The sequence below is a fragment of the Cohnella cholangitidis genome, assembly GCF_014107495.1.
GTDB lineage: Bacteria > Bacillota > Bacilli > Paenibacillales > Paenibacillaceae > Cohnella > Cohnella cholangitidis.
In genome coordinates, this window is the sequence record NZ_CP041969.1 from 5,244,772 (window position 1) to 5,261,086 (window position 16,315).

The window sequence follows — 16,315 nt, forward strand, 5'->3', positions numbered from 1 at the left end:
GAATGTCGATGGACGGAAGGGACTGGGGGAAATTCCTGCTTCCCTATGAACAAGCGGTAGAAGAACTGAAAGTCAAGCTGAAGGCGCTTCGTTCCGAGCTGAAAGCAAGGGACGAATACGCTCCGATCGAATTCGTCACCGGACGGGTGAAACGGGTATCCAGCATTTTGGAGAAAGCTCGGAGACTGTTAGTTCCGCTTGACCGCATCGAGCTCGGCATCGAAGATATTGCGGGCATCCGAATTATGTGCCAGTTCGTGGACGATATTTACCGGGTGGCGGATTTAATCCGCCAACGGAAAGATCTGACTCTAGTCTACGAGAAAGACTATATCACGAATTACAAAGAGAGCGGTTATCGAAGCTACCATCTTATCGTGGAATATCCGGTTCAGACTTCCCTCGGTTCCAAGCCAGTATTAGCGGAAATTCAGATTCGTACGTTAGCGATGAATTTCTGGGCGACGATCGAACATTCCCTGAATTACAAATATCGCGATCAATTGCCCGAACACGTAAGGGAAAGATTGCGCAATGCCGCCGAGGCGGCTTTTCTGCTGGATAACGAAATGTCGAGCATCCGTCAGGAAATCGTGGACGCGCAGCAGGATTTCGAGGAGAGCTCGGTTATCGTTCGCAGGGTGCTTAACGAAATCCAAGAGTTATATTTTTTCCGGAGGGTCCGGGAAGCCGCGCAATTCCAGCGCCGTTTCAACGAGCTGTGGGAGCAGGACGACGTGTGGGGACTAAAGGAATTGTCTCTGGAAGTTCAGGCTGCTCTGGATCGCGCGGGAAAAGGCGGACATTCGTAAAATGACGGATGTCGGTAAAAGCGCTAACCGTCTGACCGGTATTATGAACGACGAGCGATATTTGGCTTATCTCTCGTTGTTTAACCGGGAGCGGGACTATTTCGAGTGCCATGAAGTCATGGAGGAGCTGTGGCTGGAGGAAGGCCGCAGTTCTCTGCTTCAAGGGCTGCTTCAGGCAGCCGTTGGCTTGCACCATTGGGATAACGGCAATCGCTCGGGCGCCGCGAAGTTGATGAATGCGGCATTAGAGAAACTGAACGGATATGCGGACATCGTTCTGGGACTGGATTTGTCGCGGTTGCGGCAAGATCTGGAGATAAGTTTGCGGGCGTTGTCATCAAGACCGGCAGATGCTCCTTTTCAAGCGTTCGACTTGCACATCGTCGACGAGACGCTGCGATCCGCGGTCGACCAGTAGGAGAGGAGTAATACCGGAGACGACGAAGAAGCAGAATAAGCACGCCCCGCGTGCTTAAATGGCCGAAGAACTGTCGAAGGAATAGCATCTCTCCTCTATGAAAGAGGGCTCCGCCTAATAAGCCAACATAATGGCTTGCGAGGCGGAGCCCTTTTCGGCTAGTTGCCGAAACTAAACAATTTTAAGCATTAGGATTGAAGTTATCCTCGATCAACTGGTGAATTTGCTCGGGGGTTTTGCCTTCTTTGCTCCACTCCTCGATTTTCGCCAGCTCTTCGGTACAGATGCCGCATTGGCCGCTGTGATCGGTCCAAGTTACGCTATTCTCGTCTTGTTCCGCAACGTAGCATCTCATAAGGGAAGCATGAGGGTCATCTTCGTACTTCATGCAGCCGCAGTAACAATTGACCATTTTCATGACGTCTTGGTATTTGCCGACTACCGAATACAAGTGCTTCGTTCGGCCCGAGTACTTGTCCAGGAAAGAAGGCATGTCCGCAAAGGACGCCTCGCGCTCCCAGTTTTCGTTGCCGTGGCGATGGGGTTCGCTATCGTTGGAGCCTCCTCCACCGCAAGCAACCAATAGAATTCCGCCAGCCAGGACGGCGGCAGGCAACGCGAGCAACCACTTAGCTTTCATCAGCTGTTCCCTTCCGGCAGATGCTTGTTGAAGAAGGCTTTGAACTCATCCAACGTATACCCGCCGTCGGCCGTTCCTTCCTTCAAGCCGCCTTTCATTCGTTCGCTCTCCACGCCGTCTTTGAAGTAGACTAACGTCGGAGTAGCCTCGATATTCATTTTGCCGAAATAGTTATCGAATTCGCGCAAGTTGAATTGGTGCAGGTTGACGCCGAGATCGTCCGCGAGCGGCTTCAATTGCGGAGTCGTCAGGCGGCAATGAGGGCAATCGGAAGCGAAGAAATAGACGAAGAAGCTTTCTTTATTCTTGATCTTTTCCTCCAATTCGTCCGGAAGCATGATATTGTTGTAATTAGGATCGTTCAGAATTTCTCTCGTTGCGGGATAGAGATCGTCGGACGGTTTGCCGTAGATCGTATCGGGTTTCATGTTATTCAGTACGACTAAAGCAATAATCAATACGGCGAGTATTCCGAAGAAGATCGATAATTTTTTGGCGTTCATTTGGCAAAACTCCTATCTAACCTTGAATATGTAGCTAACGTAGTGGACAAGTCCGTGGAACTCTCTTACATTATACCTGATAAGGTTGTTCAGCAAAACCGAATTAATCGTAATGACATTAAACTGTCGCAATAGAAACTGCCGCAACAAGAAAGTAGGTTTTTACATGAAAACAACGATTCGTCTGGATAAAATGTTAGGCAATCTAGGGTACGGCACCCGAAGCGGAATCAAACAGCTGATCAAACAAGGCGCGGTTACCGTAAACGGCAAAACGGTCAAGGACCACGGCATGCAAATTAATCCGAACGGCGACGAAGTGGCGTTGGACGGAGAAACGATCCAATATAGGGATACCGTATACGTACTTCTCCATAAGCCAGCCGGCGTCGTCTCCGCGACGGAAGACCATCGCGACCGCACGGTCATCGATCTATTGGACGAGGATATAACGGTACTGTCGCCGTTTCCGGTAGGACGGCTGGACAAGGATACGGAAGGTTTGCTGCTGATCACGAACGACGGGAAGCTGTCGCACGAATTGTTGTCCCCGCGCAAGCACGTTCCGAAAACTTATCGCGCGCTAGTCGCGGGAGCGGTCGGGCAAGAGGACGCCGAGGCATTCGGCCAAGGCGTGACATTGGATGACGGTTACGTGACGATGCCTGCTCAATTGCGCGTATTGGCAACCGCGAAGGGACAAGCAACGCCATCGGGAGACGAAGAGGGGCACGGAACGGAATTGACCGAGGCACTCAAGCTCGTTCCTCAACTCGCTGAACTAGACACCAATGAAGCGCTGAGCTGGATCGAGCTTACGATCCACGAGGGAAAGTTCCATCAAGTGAAGCGGATGTTCGAATCCGTCGGCAAAAAGGTTCTCTACTTGCGCCGCGTTTCGATGGGACCTCTGCTGTTGGATCCGAGCCTGGCGCCGGGCGAATGGCGGGAGCTTACGGAAGAAGAATTGGAAAGCCTGCGTAATTTTCGGAAGGATGGTAAACAATGAAGTTTCGCATGATAGCCTTGGACGTAGACGGAACGCTGCTTAACGATCATCATGTAGTCACGCCCCGGGTTCGCAAGGCCGTCCGCGCAGCCGCTGAGCAAGGCGTGGAAATCGTCATTTGCACGGGGCGCGGCTCTACGAGCGCGTTGCCCGTATTGCAGGAATTAGGGCTAAAAGGGACTATGATTACTCATAACGGAGCGTCCGTCGTAGATAGCGATACGCGCGAGGTCATATACGAAACTAAGATCGCGCATGAATTAGCGGAGCGATATATTAAGTTTTTCCGGGAACGAGCCATTCATTTCGATATGAATACGGCCTTCGATCTGTACGTCGAAGAGATGAAAGACGAGGCGGAACAGATGTACCGCAATCTATTGGCGCAGCCTATATTACGGAACTCGTCGGATGATTTTCCCGAGCATTTGGTCAAGATGTCCATTTTCGCTCCGAAAGCCGTATTGGACGAGGTCGAGGAAGAGTGGAAGAGCTGGCGCCACGAGCTGCAGGCGATCAGAAGCGGGGATAACTTTATCGACATACAGCACTTGCAGGCGAGCAAAGGAAGGGCGCTTGAGCAACTGGCGACCCTGAGGGGAATTCCGAGGGAGCAAATATTGGCCATGGGCAATTATTATAATGATACGGGAATGATCGCGTATGCCGGCTGGGGAGTCGCCATGGATAATTCTCCGGCGGAAGTCAAGTCCATAGCGGACGAGGTAACGGTCTCTAACAACGAAGAAGGGGTCGCCATCGTTATCGAGCAGCGCGTTCTGGCTTCATCTTAAGATCCGGCAATCGTATATCGCATCCTAAGCAAAAAAAAAGCAAGCCGACGAATGCGGCTTGCTTTTTTCGCATGGTTCAGAGGGATCTTCGCCCAATCCCGAACTTAGTAACCTGCGCGCAAGATGATGACAAGCAAGATGAACAAGACCAGCACGAAGGCTGCCGATGCATAGTATCCGCCGACTGCACCAGACATGCAAACTCCTCCTTCATGAAGAATGTATTGTGGGGTTGCCGAAGGGGGCTGCACCGTGAGTGCTGCCCCGTTCCTCGGTCTACACTTATAGTATGAAGAAGGAAGTTTGCGGATTGGACATTTACCCGGTGGCGGTCGATTTTGGGTAAATGCGGAAAATGGCGAACGCGCTTTATGGACGTTGATGGACTGCGATTTAACTTCCGCGACGCTGCTTAGTAACGGATGGAGCGCTATCGGTTCTCATCGTCGCGTAATCGGTTACCCGGTTTTTCCCGGAAGTTTTGCTGTTATACATCGCTTGGTCCGCCTGTTTCATAAGCGACTCCGCCGTCTCTCCGGGAGCAGCCATGCTGAAGCCGACGCTGACCGTGACGATCGTTTCTTTCTCCGTTCGCGAGCGAATCGATTCGGCAGCTTGCTGGAGGGCGGCAACGGGTCCGACCACGAACGCGACGAGCTCTTCTCCGCCGTAGCGGCCGGCTAACCCGACGCCTTCCGTCTCCTCCATCATCATCGCGGATACTTGCTTCAGGACGCCGTCGGCTTTGTGGTGGCCGTGAGTATCGTTAAGCTTCTTGAAATTGTCGATATCGCAGAAAATAACGCCAAGCATGTGTCCGGAGTTAAGCGTCTGCTCCAGCTTGCCCATGAAATATTTCCGATTGTACAAATTCGTTAGCCCGTCCGTAATCGAAGAACGATAGACGGACTGCAGGATCTCGACGACCCGCTCGAACAATAACGCGAAGAGCATGATGTAGTAGAAGACGGGAAGAAGTCCCGCGATCGTTTTGAATATTTGGACTTCAGGAGCCCAGTATGTACCCGAGATAACCGCCAGCTGCATCGTAAACGCGATCATAAGACTAGTCAGGTATTTCCGAGGCTGACCGATATGAGGGGAGAACATGAGCACGAACAGCGGACCTAGCAGCAATAGAAAACCGTCCAGCACCGGCGTCGATTGCATTCTGCTCATCCAATCCTGCTCGGAAGCGGAAACTCCCGGCAAAATATCGCCCAAGGCAATGAGCAGCCCGGTGAGCAGCAAAGCGAAAAACCATAGCCGCGTTCTAGGCCGGCGGCGATGATAGAGTTCGAAAATCGCGAAATTGATGACGATAAACGCATATACTTGTAGAAGCTTCCCTATAAAGATCAAGAAAGGCGTCGAAGGAGCGAGTCCGATCGATATGGCTAGCTGTATCCCATGGTGCACTAGGATGAATAGAAGAGAGTTGCGCAGCGATCGGTAAGCTTGCTTGCGATTATGTCCATATAAGCGCAACGACATGAACAACATCAGCGATACGATCACGACCGACATCGCGGACGAGAACAGGAGACCGAAACCATTGGGCGTTAGCGTGATTTGATACATGTTGGGCTCCTTTGGGCGGACTATGAAACTTGCAGAACATATGTTTCTAATATATCATATTTTCGAGAGGCTAAGTGCGTTAAATATTCAAAACGATCTTATTGATCTTCGGAAGCGAGGAGGTATCGCCCTTGAACATTTTACAGGCGCTGTTTTTTCCGCCGGAACAACCGGGCGGCGTCTCATCCATGGTACCTTACATTGGGGAACGGTTCCGTAAAATCGGCTGGGAAATGGAAATGTTCTCTCTGCCGAAGCGAATCCGCAATAAAGGACACGAAGAGATCGAGTTCGCGACATTCGACTGGCGTCCCTACTCGGGTAACGCCATTGTGGACAAATATATTCAGACTTACAAAGACTACGTATGGTGGGTTAAGCTGCGCCTTGCCGGGCAGAGGTACGACCTTATCCATGCCCATCATCCGGTCGCCGCGCTAGCGATGAAGCACATTTACCCGGACACGCCGGTGTTAATGACCGTTCACTCCAGCTACGAGCGCGAACTGATTCTGAACGGGAAAATCGCCGAAGGCGGCATCGAACATCAATTTCTGACCCGAATTTACGGAGAACTCGAGCACCGGACGGATCGGTTGATGACGGTGTCGAAGTCGTTTGCTCAATATATCGGCAATTATTTGCAAGATCCTAACAGCACGATCGTAATTCCTAACGGCTACGACGAGAAAAGATTCAAACCGATCCCGCACGAGAACGAAGTCACCCAGCTTGTGACCGTGTGCCGTCTAGTGCCGGCCAAAGGGTTAGACGTTTTGTTGCAGGCTTGCGCGGAGCTGCGGAGAAGAAACAGCAAGTTCGTCTTGCACATTATCGGGGACGGCCCGATTCGCAAAGAGCTCGAAACGTTGTCCCAGCAACTGGGCATTTATGACGATACGATTTTTTACGGTTACATGCTTCATCCGGAAGAATTGCTTCCGTTCTTCGATATTTTCGTGTTGCCTTCCCGGGCGGAGGCGTTCGGCTCCGTGTTCGCGGAAGCTGCGCTATGCTTGCTCGCCTTGGTCGGAACGGAGGTCGGAGGAATCGCCGAACAGATCGAAGACGGCGCGAACGGATTGCTTGTTCCGTCCGAAGATCCGATCGCTCTGGCGAACGCGCTGGAATCGGTCATTAACGATCCCCATTTCCGTTATGAGATGGCGCGCGCCGGATGGAACAAGGCTAAGAAAACCTACTCTCTTAACCGGGTAATAAGCGAGCTGAAACGGATTTATTCTTCGTTTGATTCACAATCCAAACCTGGCGACGATATTGAGCAAGGGACGGATATACAGGAGACGTGATCGAGGTGAATGTACCTTTTACGTTCCTCCACGCGGCTGATCTTCACCTCGACAGTCCGTTCAAAGGTCTGTCCAAAGTGCCCGACTTCGTTCGGGATAGGCTGCGGGAGTCGACATTCGCGGCGTTGCGGGGGCTTTGCGACATCGTGAGGCAAGAGAGCATCGATTTCGTCGTGCTCGCCGGAGATCTATTCGACGGAGCGGACCGATCCTTGCGAGCACAGCTTCGTCTGCAGCGCGCTCTTGGCGAAATGACTTCGCACGGAGCGCAAGTGTTCATCGTGCACGGCAATCACGATCCCGAGAGCGGTCGCCAAGCCAAGCTGGATTGGCCGCAGGGCGTGCACGTTTTCGGTTCGGCGGGAGTAGAGTGCTGCCCCGCCTATTCGCACGCCGGCGAGCTTGTTGCCCACGTCTACGGCATGTCTTACGCGACATCGGCTGTTACGGATAATTTAGCGCTCCGCTTCAAGAAACGGGAGGGGGCGCCTTTTCATTTGGCATTGCTTCACGCGAACGTCGACGGAGATCCGTCGTACGATAATTACGCTCCTTGCAAGCTGGAAGAGCTGGCGACGTCGGGATTCCATTATTGGGCGCTGGGGCACGTTCACGATCGGCGGACTCTGCATGAATATCCTCACGTCGTCTATCCCGGCAATATTCAAGGTCGCAGCATTCGCGAGACCGGAGCAAAAGGCGCCTACGTAGTCTCGGTGAAGAATTCGGGATCGATCGACATGGTTTTTCGCGACGTTGCGGATGTGCTTTGGCAGGAAATGACGGTATCCATAGAGGGAACGGAAAGCGAGCAGGAACTCAAAAACCGATTGCTATCGGCCGTTGAAGAAATACGCGACGCCGCTCCGGCACGCCCTTCGCTCGTGCGGATCAGGTTGGAAGGACGAGGTGTCATGCATGATCGCCTGCTTCAACCGAACGTGACGGAGGAATGGCTCGAGGAGCTTAGAGAATGGTTGGGAACCCCTGACGAGACGGACAGCTGGCTCTGGCCGGAGTCTATCGTCGTACGGACTTCAGGAAGGATAGAACTGGAGACGATTGCCGAAGAAGAAGGTTTCGCGGGGGAGCTCGTCCGCAAGGGAACGGAAGCGGCAGGTCGTTCGGACTTATCCAAAGCGTTGCTGGATGAAGCGATGGAAGCTCTCCATAAACAACCGAGAATACGGGAGTGGCTGGCGTCGAGAAACCACGATGAGCGAGCGCAGTGGATCAATCGGGCGATGGAGCTTTCCCTGTCGTTGTTGAAGGACGAAGATGCCGGGTAAACAGTCAGAACGGAGGTTGCGGGATGTACATACGGGAGCTGCAAGTTGACGGATATGGCGCGTTGCAGGGAGTGAAGCTGGAGCTGGATGCGCCCGTATCCGTTCTCTACGGTCCCAACGAGGCTGGCAAAAGCACGCTGCTTCGTTTTGTTCGCAGCATGCTGTACGGGTTCCCGACGCGCAAAGATCCGGTCGAGCGGGGAGAGCCCGTGTTCGGGGGGCGTCACGGCGGCAGGCTGCTGCTGGCGGATAAGGACGGAATCGTATGGGTGTTGGAGCGGTACGCCGAACGAAGCAACATGGTTACGCTAAGGGATGGCAATGGCATAGAAAAGACGCTCGGGCAAGCGGATTGGCAGCGGATGATGCTAGGCGGAATCTCGGAACGGACGTTCAAGCAGCTGTTTTCCGTATCGCTTAACGAGCTGCACGAGCTTCGTTCGCTTCAAGGGGAAGAGGTCGGCAATTATTTGTACCATGCAGGCCTTGCCGGAGGCTCCGCGATTACTTCGGCTCGGCGTCAACTCGGCACCGAGATGGATCGCCTTTTCCGTCCCAAAGGGAGACGCAGGAAATGAATCGCGTTCTGAGCGAGATCAAAGATATCGAATCCGCCATTCGCCAGAGCCGCGATGGCGTCCAATCTTACTTAAACGCCAAGGAGACGCTCGCCCAGGCAGAGTCTCGGATTAGGACGATCGAGGAAGCTTTGCCGGAACTGCGCGCGCAAACGGCCAAGCTTCAAGGCGCATACGAGCTGCGCGAATGGTGGCTGAAGAGGGAGATGCTGCTGGCGGAAGACGCTGAAATACGCAGTAAGCTGTCCGATCCGACAGCGCCGTTATTGGATGAAAATGCCAAATCCGCGTGGGAGCAAACGAAGAAGCAAAGGGACGAAGCCCACGGTAATCTTTCGGCGATACAAAAAGAGCTGTCGGAAGTTCGATCGTTGCGGGAGAGGCTGATTTGGGACGAAGCTTTGCTCGCGTCCTATCCGGAGCTGGAGCGCCTCGAGTCCGCGCGGGAAGCCGTAATCGCCAAGCGCGAGGAAAGGGCGGAACTGGAGGCGGAACGAAGAACGCTGGACGAATCCGTGCGCCATATTCTGTCGAGGCTTTCCGGCCAATGGGGCGAAGCCGAGCTGCTTGCATTCGGAAGTTCGGCGGCGGACCGGGAAGAAGCAAGAAAGCTGCAGCAGTCGTGGGAGCAGGAAGAGCGGGCATCCGTTAGCCTTCAATCCGAGTTGCGAAGATTTGCCAGACAGATCGAAGTTCTCGAAACCGAGCGCGACTTTTCTCAATCTCTTGCGCCGGACGAGTCGATCTTAAGTCCATCTGTTGGGAGCGACTTGCCCTTCGGGCCGTTTGTACCGCGAACGAAACCGGCATTGCTCCAAGCTTGGCATAACGTAGAGGATGCGCGCCGGGAGTTTGAGCGGGCCAGATCGACGCTTAGACCTTCCCGTCCGAAGTATTCCCGCGTCCATAAGAACGCAGGCCAAGCGGGAAAAGCTAACGGGAACTCGCCGAGGTACGTCATTGCGGGGGTGCTCGGAGTTACGGCGGTCGCGATGCCTTTCTTGCTGAACGAAGAGGGGGACATTCCCTTCCTTGCCTATGCGATATCGGTTTGTTTGCTCCTCCTATCCGCAAGCATCGCCATCATGGTTTCTCGCCGTCGCGCCGACAATGAGGATCGAAGCGCTACTCAACAAGACATTGCGGAATCCGAACAATACATAACTAGCGTTCGTATTCATCAGAAACAACTTAACGATAAGTTGCGTCAGTTGCTGGAACATGCCGAGACTGCAGCGGCGGAGCTCGTTCCGGTGCTGCCGGAGACGGATTCGGATGATGCGGCGATCTCTTATGGCGATACGTTCGATGCCGTATGGCAACAGCTCCGGGGGGCCGTGCACGGGCAGCTTGAGCAGTTGGAGGAACGGAATCGGGCCCAATCCAAGCAGCAAGAGCTGCAAGAGAGAGTGCAAGAGCTTCGGATGGAAAGAGATTTGGTAGAGAAAGATTCCTTGGAGATTAGCAAGCGACTGGATGTACTGAGATTGAACTGGCAGGAGTGGCTGAACAGCAGGCGACTTCCTCTTCATCTGAAGCCGGACAGTATGCCGGAACTATTCGGCATAGCGGAACAAGGGCAGGCGGCGCTTCGCCAGCTTCGCCGCGTTACCGAAAGGTCGCGGATGCTGCTGCGGACTATTCAGGAGTTCGAGCAAGCGGCGTCCGCGGTCATCGCGGCTTATCCCCCTCCGGCAGGAGTTCGAACGGATGCCGCGCAAGCCGTGCAATGGTTATACCGGGACGCGGTAAAGCAACTCGCGGCGAAGGAAGAAGCGGATCGCCTGGATCGCCGACTGGTTGCAGCCGAAGCGTCCGCCGAGGAAGCCCGATACGAGGCCGACCGTATCGGGACTATCATCGCCGAGTTGTTCGGCGAAGCGGGAGTCGAAACGGAATCCGATTGGGAGCACAGCTCCGCATGGATGAACGCTGCCTTGCGCTCCGCAGGGAAGCTCGCGAGATTCAGCTTAGGCTCGAGTCCGGCAGGGATCGCGACGAGCAAAAACAACTGTACGAGCTGCTCCATACCTACGACGATGTCTCTCTCGTTACGTTGCTTAACGAGCGTAAACGCGCGCTAGCCGCGGAAGAGGAGCTGCGTTCCGACCTGCTGGATCAGCGCGGCCGGATGGCCCAAGAGCTTGACAGGCTGCGTGCCGAAGCGGAGCACGAGGACAAAATCCAGAACCTTCGGCAACTGCAAAGCAAGCTGGAGCTTCTGGCGGAAAGGTATGCCGTTCTAGCGATCGGCGATAGGCTTATCGCTCGGACGAAAGCCGTATTCGAAGAAGAGAAGCAACCGGAAGTGCTGCGGCGAGCTTCCCGCTACTTCCGGCAAATGACGAATGGCGCCTATACTAGAATCGTAGCGCCCGGGGATACGAAAGCGCTGTTCGCCGAGGCGAAAGACCGAACATTGCTCGACAGCTCGTTTCTAAGCCGCGGCACGCAGGAGCAGCTTTATTTGGCTATGCGTTTCGCGTTGTGCGAAGCGGCCTCGCCGGAACAGCCGCTGCCGCTATTGCTGGACGATCTTTTCGTTCATTTCGACGAGCAACGGTTAGCTCAAGCGCTGCCCGTGCTGGAGGAATTAGCCGAGGGCAGGCAGGTCGTGCTCTTTACCTGCCATCGATACGCGGCGCGGTTAATCGTTGAGGGGATTCCATCGTCCCGGTTGTTGACGTTGGAGGGCTAGGAGGTTTGGGAGGAAGCGCCGTACGCGCGCGATCCCGGCTGATCAGGAATAACCAGCCCAAACTAAGCAATCCGAACATAGGGTACAGAGTCGACAATAGCGGACCGAAGCCTAACTGGCCCGCAAGGAAGCATAACAGCAGCAATAGCAACGTTAGCATCCATTGGGATGCTTTCGTTCTCTCATGAAGTTGCAGCGTTAACCCGTAAATATCGGCGACGAGCGTCGTGAAAATTTCCATGAAGATCAGGAATACGTAGATCCAGTGAATCCATGCCCCGAGCTCGCGCGCGATTCCGCCCATCGGAATATCGAATTGGGCGATTCCCGGCATGCGCGCGGACAAAGCGAAATGACCGGCAAGCAATAACAAGCCGATACCTATGCCGCCTATCCATGCTCCTCTTCGCAACAGCTTGGCATCTCCGATCGAAGAGCCTAACGGGACCAGGACGGCTTGGGACATGGATAGGTTAAAAGCGGCATACAGAAAAGGGGACAGCCAGGCGGCCCAAGGCGACAGATCGCTTGGACGCATGATCCAAGGACCGGTGCTGGGACTGTTCAGCGTCTCGAATACGAGGAACGCCGTGAACCCTATCATAAGCGGCACGACAAAAGTATTAATCGTCAGGATCGCGTTCATTCCTTTGCGGAGCAACATGAAGCAGGCGAACATCGTTACGATCAATCCGGTTTGATAGCTTAGATTCAGATGCTCGGAGAAGACCGAGCCCGCGCCGGCCAGCATGACCGCATTGACGCCGAGCAGCACGACGAGCATGACATGGCTGACCCAGAGACCCGCTTTTTCCCCGAATAAGTACTTATTGAGATCTTCGTAGGATTTCGCTTTAAGTTCCGCGGACAACAACATGACCTTGGCTCCGATCCAAACGAAGAACAGCGTAGAGACGATAATCAGATACGGTCCCCAATAACCGAAGCGGGTAAAAAATTGCATCACTTCCCTGCCGGAAGCAAACCCGGCGCCGACGACCGTACCGATAAAAACAAGCGCGACTTGTATGCTTTTGGCCCATTGCCTCATCTCATGGAACCTCCCAACCCAACAACCTTGTCCATCCCTTCCAATACTCTATGTGTATTAACGGACGAGCATGACACTAGGAGCAGCCGACAATGATTGTACTATTCTCGATCTTCGTATTCGCAATCACCCTAACCTTGATAATCTGGCGTCCCAAAGGGTTGAACGAGGCGTATTTCGCCGCGCCCGGAGCGCTCTTGCTTCTGTTGACGGGATCTCTTGCCTTGGAAGACGCGGCCTATATTTGGCAGCTCGTCTGGAATGCCACCTTGTCGCTGATCGGCATCATGATTCTGACGGCCGTAATGGACGACAACGGTTTTTTCCGGTGGGCGGCGCTTCATATCGTTCGCCGATTTCACCGCAAACGGATGATGCTCTTGGTTGGGCTATCGCTGTTTTCCTGTTTGATCACGACCTTCTTCAACAATGACGGCACTGTGCTGATCATGACGCCGATCGTGCTGGAAGCGACCGCCTTGCTCGGCATGGGGCTCAAAGCCCGCATCGCTTTCTTGCTATCCGTCGGATTGATGGCGGATACGGCGAGCGCGACGTTAATGGTTAGCAATCTGACCAACATTTTGACGGCCGACTTTTTCGGGATATCGTTCGGGGATTATGCGAGAAACATGGCTTTTCCGGGGTTGACCGCATCCATGGCGACGGTTGCCGTGCTGGTGCTTGCGTTCGGAAGAACGATAAGGAAGGATGGAGAGGCGAACGATGGCTCTTATTCCTTTCCCGAGCCTGCTTCCGCGATAGGTAACCCTATCGTGTTCCGGTTATCCTGGGTCATTTTATTGTTAATCCTGATGGGATATTTCGCTTCGGAGTCGCTTAACGTTCCGGTTTCTTTCATCGCATGCGCCGGTGCTATCGTATTGTGGTTGGCGGGGGTGGCGACAAGAAGTTCCGATTCGTTGCGGATCGTGCGCAGAACGCCTTGGCTCATCGTCGTATTCGCGCTTGCGATGAATCTCATCGTCTATAATATGCATCTTCACGGGGCGACGGATTGGTTTGCGGAATGGCTCGAACCCGTATCCGAGGCAGGGCTCGCGGGAGCCGTTTTCGGTTCGGGTATTCTATTCTCGTTGCTCGCCGCTATTATGAACAACTTGCCGGCCGTGCTCGTTTCCTCCTTGTCGATATCCGGGATGGAAGGGAATCCGATATTGCCTTTCGCCAGCTTGATCGGGATGTCGGTCGGGGCCAAGCTGACGCCGCTTGGATCGCTGGCAACGTTGTTATGGCTGGGCCTGCTCAGAAGAGACGGCGTTCATCTCGGGTGGGGGCGGTATATGAAATACGGATTTCTGCTCACGATTCCGGTGTTGATGATTTCGTTGGGCGCGCTTTGGCTGCAAACTTGGCTAAAATAACAGGAAAATTGTAGAAAGATTAAGGATGTGGGGTTGATCGATAGAAAAGATACGGTAAAATAGGATGAGGACGATTCACGGACCCGAGGGGGAAGCGAAACGGCCGTCGGCGTGGGTGCTCCAGCCGGCAGGCGTCGCTTCGGGCGCTGAACGCGGCAACGCGTTCAGTGATGTGAGCTAACGACTACCCGGCCCGGGAGAATCGTCCGCGCGTTCCGGGCTTCAAAAAGGAGCTGCTTCATGATTAAAGAACTAAAACTGCAACAACATCTACGGAAGAAACCTTATTTAGTAGACGCGATTGCAGGCAATTCCGCCATGCTGGTCTCTCTCGGACAAACCGGAAGAATGTATCGGTTATGGTGGCCGCACATCGATTACCCGCAGCATGTAGACGAAATTCGCACCGGACTTAAACTCGGGACTATGCCGGGGGGCGTAACCTGGTTTGACGATCCGGAGGCGGGTTGGCAACATGCCGCAAACTACGTGCCTCGCACGAACGCGTATCGCGTAACCTCCACCCATTCGGATTATCCGATTACGGTGGAGCAGACGGATTTCGCCGTTCCCGGACAGCCTTTATTCGTAAGAGGATATCGATTGACCAACCGCGGGCACGAAGCGACGGACGTGGAGTTCTATCATTATGGTTCGTTCCGAATTATGGACAACGAGCTATACATGACGACGGAGTTCGTCGACAAGCAAGACGCGCTGCTTCATTTCCGCCATCAGTATGCTTTTGCCGTGGGAAGCTCGGAAGAGTGCAGCGGATACCAAGCCGGTAACGGCGCGTGGAACGGTGCCGCGAGCGGCAATTTGAACGGCAACCAGATCGACATGCAGCCGGACGGCGCCATGAAATGGAATATCGCGGCAATCGGTCCGGGCCAATCGGTGGAAATACCGGTATATATCGCTGCAGGACATTCCCGCAACGATGCTTTAGCCGCGTTGACGTCGGCGAAGGGCAAGTCATACGGGCAGTGGTATGAGGAAATGGTCGCGTATTGGTCGGATTATTTGGCGAATGCGGCACCTTGTCCCGGAGGGAACGAACAGATTGTTGCGCTCTATGAACGTTCCCAGCTGGCCATGAAACTCATGGCGGACGAAGCTACGGGAACGATAGTGGCTGCTCCTGAATTTGACGAATATTTCAGCCGTTGCGGCGGATATGCTTACAGTTGGGGTCGCGATGCGGCATTCGTAACGACGGCGTTCAACAAAGCCGGATTAGGCTCCCTTTCGGAGAAGTTCTACGATTGGTCCATTACGGCGCAAGAACCGGACGGCTCTTGGCAGCAACGCCATTATCACGATGGCAGCTTGGCGCCGCATTGGGGGCTGCAAATCGATGAAGGCTCATCTTTGATCTGGGGAATGTGGGAGTATTATCTTCATTCCGGTGAACGGGAAGCTTTCCTTGAGCGCGTATGGCCTGCGGTAGAGAAGGGCGCCGCGTTCCTGGTTCAGTACTTGGACCCGGAGACCGGTCTTCCGAAGCCGAGCAAGGATTTGTGGGAAGAACGCGAAGCGGAGCATACTTATTCGGCCGCGGCTGTGTACGGCGGTCTGACGGCTGCGTCTTCGTTCGCCAAACGCAAAGGGAAAGACCAGCTCGCCGAGGCATGGAATAAGGCTGCCCGGCAAATCGCGGCTTCCATCGAGGAACGCTGCTGGAACGAATCCAAGAACTCCTATTATCGGGGATTGAAGCTGACGGTTTCCAAGGAAGCCTATGAAGCCGCAATCGCTCGCGGCGAACGCGGTTACGTTCAGCAACGCGATAAAGGGTATTCGAGATACGTTCTTGAATTCGACCCGATCGTCGATATTAGCCTGCTAGGCATTAGCGTACCGTTCAACGCCGTAGCGGTTGACAACCCGAGAATGGCGAAGACGGCCGATACGATCGAACAATTGCTGACCTCGCCGAAAGTCGGCGGAATTAAGCGTTATGAAGACGATACGTATATCGGCGGCAATCCGTGGATTCTGACCACCTTATGGTTGAGCCATTACCGTACGCTTCAAGGACGTTATGAAGATGCGAGAAAATTATTGGACTACGCGGTAGACCATGTTACTTCTTCGGGACTTCTCCCGGAACAAGTGGATCAGGAGACGGGCGAGACGGCGTGGGTCGTTCCGCTTACTTGGTCCCACGCGATGTTCGTTCTTGCTGTACACATGCTGGCGGAACGGGGACAACTGTAAGCCGAGGATCGTCCTAATCATTGT

General features: G+C 54.0%; 15 protein-coding genes. 10 read left to right on the forward strand and 5 right to left on the reverse strand.

The window, feature by feature from the left end; genetic code table 11:
* The first annotated feature begins 8 nt into the window (after window positions 1-8).
* Both FPL14_RS24130 and FPL14_RS24135 read left to right on the forward strand, forming a co-directional pair.
* Complete coding sequence (locus tag FPL14_RS24130) at window positions 9-812, forward strand: GTP diphosphokinase (RefSeq protein ID WP_182300131.1); 804 nt, start codon at window positions 9-11, stop codon at window positions 810-812.
* A 1-nt stretch (window position 813) separates the two neighbouring features.
* Window positions 814-1,230 (forward strand): DUF309 domain-containing protein, encoded by a 417-nt coding sequence (locus FPL14_RS24135; RefSeq protein WP_229263646.1) that lies wholly within the window; start codon window positions 814-816, stop codon window positions 1,228-1,230.
* A 181-nt stretch (window positions 1,231-1,411) separates the two neighbouring features.
* Here the strand turns inward: FPL14_RS24135 and FPL14_RS24140 are convergent, their stop codons facing one another.
* Together FPL14_RS24140 and FPL14_RS24145 are read right to left on the reverse strand one after the other, a co-directional pair.
* The gene (locus FPL14_RS24140; protein WP_182300132.1) at window positions 1,412-1,870 is read right to left on the reverse strand and encodes a PCYCGC motif-containing (lipo)protein; all 459 of its coding nucleotides are present in this window, start codon (window positions 1,868-1,870) and stop codon (window positions 1,412-1,414) included.
* A complete protein-coding gene (locus FPL14_RS24145) occupies window positions 1,870-2,373 on the reverse strand; it encodes a thioredoxin family protein (protein ID WP_182300133.1) in 504 nt (167 codons plus the stop codon). The genes FPL14_RS24140 and FPL14_RS24145 overlap by 1 nt, the downstream gene beginning before the upstream one ends.
* Window positions 2,374-2,539: 166 nt before the next feature.
* Here FPL14_RS24145 and FPL14_RS24150 point away from each other — a divergent pair, with 166 nt between their 5' ends.
* Both FPL14_RS24150 and FPL14_RS24155 read left to right on the forward strand, forming a co-directional pair.
* Window positions 2,540-3,382 (forward strand): pseudouridine synthase, encoded by an 843-nt coding sequence (locus FPL14_RS24150; RefSeq protein WP_182300134.1) that lies wholly within the window; start codon window positions 2,540-2,542, stop codon window positions 3,380-3,382.
* The gene (locus FPL14_RS24155) at window positions 3,379-4,176 is read left to right on the forward strand and encodes a Cof-type HAD-IIB family hydrolase (RefSeq protein WP_182300135.1); all 798 of its coding nucleotides are present in this window, start codon (window positions 3,379-3,381) and stop codon (window positions 4,174-4,176) included. The genes FPL14_RS24150 and FPL14_RS24155 overlap by 4 nt, the downstream gene beginning before the upstream one ends.
* A 104-nt stretch (window positions 4,177-4,280) precedes the next feature.
* On the opposite strand, the gene FPL14_RS24160 is transcribed toward FPL14_RS24155, so the two are convergent.
* Window positions 4,281-4,373 carry a sporulation protein YjcZ gene (locus FPL14_RS24160; protein ID WP_106359402.1) on the reverse strand — a complete coding sequence of 31 codons (93 nt, stop codon included), beginning with the start codon at window positions 4,371-4,373 and terminating at the stop codon, window positions 4,281-4,283.
* Window positions 4,374-4,569: 196 nt separating this feature from the next.
* Entirely contained in the window at window positions 4,570-5,757 is a 1,188-nt protein-coding gene (locus FPL14_RS24165; protein ID WP_182300136.1) for a GGDEF domain-containing protein, read from the reverse strand.
* A gap of 131 nt (window positions 5,758-5,888) precedes the next feature.
* Here FPL14_RS24165 and FPL14_RS24170 point away from each other — a divergent pair, with 131 nt between their 5' ends.
* From FPL14_RS24170 to FPL14_RS24185, 4 genes are read left to right on the forward strand one after another with little or no spacing between them, the layout of a single operon-like run.
* Window positions 5,889-7,067, forward strand: coding sequence for a glycosyltransferase family 4 protein (locus FPL14_RS24170; RefSeq protein WP_182300137.1), 1,179 nt, complete (start codon window positions 5,889-5,891; stop codon window positions 7,065-7,067).
* Window positions 7,068-7,072: 5 nt separating this feature from the next.
* Window positions 7,073-8,356 carry a metallophosphoesterase family protein gene (locus tag FPL14_RS24175; protein WP_182300138.1) on the forward strand — a complete coding sequence of 428 codons (1,284 nt, stop codon included), beginning with the start codon at window positions 7,073-7,075 and terminating at the stop codon, window positions 8,354-8,356.
* Window positions 8,357-8,379: 23 nt separating this feature from the next.
* Entirely contained in the window at window positions 8,380-8,934 is a 555-nt protein-coding gene (locus FPL14_RS24180; RefSeq protein ID WP_182300139.1) for an AAA family ATPase, read from the forward strand.
* On the forward strand, window positions 8,931-11,018 hold the full coding sequence (locus FPL14_RS24185) for a hypothetical protein (RefSeq protein ID WP_182300140.1): 2,088 nt from the start codon (window positions 8,931-8,933) through the stop codon (window positions 11,016-11,018). The genes FPL14_RS24180 and FPL14_RS24185 overlap by 4 nt, the downstream gene beginning before the upstream one ends.
* A gap of 537 nt (window positions 11,019-11,555) precedes the next feature.
* Here FPL14_RS24185 and FPL14_RS24190 read toward each other — a convergent pair.
* Window positions 11,556-12,683 carry a YkvI family membrane protein gene (locus FPL14_RS24190; RefSeq protein WP_182300141.1) on the reverse strand — a complete coding sequence of 376 codons (1,128 nt, stop codon included), beginning with the start codon at window positions 12,681-12,683 and terminating at the stop codon, window positions 11,556-11,558.
* A gap of 92 nt (window positions 12,684-12,775) precedes the next feature.
* Here FPL14_RS24190 and FPL14_RS24195 point away from each other — a divergent pair, with 92 nt between their 5' ends.
* Window positions 12,776-14,068: an ArsB/NhaD family transporter gene (locus tag FPL14_RS24195; RefSeq protein ID WP_182300142.1), complete on the forward strand. Its 1,293-nt coding sequence runs from the start codon at window positions 12,776-12,778 to the stop codon at window positions 14,066-14,068.
* A gap of 240 nt (window positions 14,069-14,308) precedes the next feature.
* Window positions 14,309-16,291 (forward strand): glycoside hydrolase family 15 protein, encoded by a 1,983-nt coding sequence (locus FPL14_RS24200; protein ID WP_182300143.1) that lies wholly within the window; start codon window positions 14,309-14,311, stop codon window positions 16,289-16,291.
* Window positions 16,292-16,315 lie beyond the last annotated feature (24 nt).